Below are 793 nucleotides of genomic sequence, written 5' to 3' on the forward strand. Positions count from 1 at the left end.
GACTCAATTGTGATTCAAACTAAGTTTGAATCGAATACAAGACACTTGAATGTGTTTGTTGTGTTTATACCGTTCTTATTAAATAAGAGCAGATAAACATTGAGAACTTTTAAATTTGATTGAATTACTCGTAAGTAATCAATCAGTCAGCTTTCCAAATTGTTAAAGAGCAAGAGTTTTTAAAGCATTAAACTTTCAAAACCATTTTTAAATACACTCAGTTTTCTATTACTAAGAAAAGTGTGCTTAAAGATGGTGGGCGATACCGGGCTCGAACCAGTGACCCCCTGCTTGTAAGGCAGGTGCTCTCCCAACTGAGCTAATCGCCCATGATAGTTTTGATTCCTTCATGGAGAAAGAATGGTGGAGCTATGCGGGATCGAACCGCAGACCTCCTGCGTGCAAGGCAGGCGCTCTCCCAGCTGAGCTATAGCCCCATATTTTTATTTCCTTGGGAGGAAATGGTGGGCGATACCGGGCTCGAACCAGTGACCCCCTGCTTGTAAGGCAGGTGCTCTCCCAACTGAGCTAATCGCCCCAAATTTTATTTCCTTGGGAGGAAATGGTGGGTCGTGCAGGATTCGAACCTGCGACCAATTGATTAAAAGTCAACTGCTCTACCAACTGAGCTAACGACCCTTTTTACTTCTTGAAGGAAGTGGTATCCCGTAGGGGAGTCGAACCCCTGTTACCGCCGTGAAAGGGCGGTGTCCTAGGCCTCTAGACGAACGGGACACTGCAATTCATCTCTACTTTAAAAGTAGAAACAAACTTCGAAGAACTTGGGAGTTCT

5 tRNA genes are annotated in these 793 nt (G+C 44.1%); all 5 read right to left on the reverse strand.

The annotated features are described in order from the left end of the window. Positions 1-253 precede the first annotated feature (253 nt). Positions 254-329: transfer RNA gene (locus AB4138_RS23610), tRNA-Val, on the reverse strand. Between the two features lie 32 nt (positions 330-361). Then, positions 362-437: transfer RNA gene (locus tag AB4138_RS23615), tRNA-Ala, on the reverse strand. A gap of 25 nt (positions 438-462) precedes the next feature. Continuing rightward, a tRNA-Val gene (locus tag AB4138_RS23620) sits at positions 463-538 on the reverse strand. A gap of 25 nt (positions 539-563) precedes the next feature. After that, positions 564-639, reverse strand: a tRNA-Lys gene (locus tag AB4138_RS23625). Between the two features lie 20 nt (positions 640-659). After that, a tRNA-Glu gene (locus AB4138_RS23630) sits at positions 660-735 on the reverse strand. Between the last annotated feature and the right edge of the window lie 58 nt (positions 736-793).

The sequence above is a fragment of the Vibrio sp. 10N.286.52.C3 genome (assembly GCF_041468865.1).
GTDB lineage: Bacteria > Pseudomonadota > Gammaproteobacteria > Enterobacterales > Vibrionaceae > Vibrio > Vibrio crassostreae_C.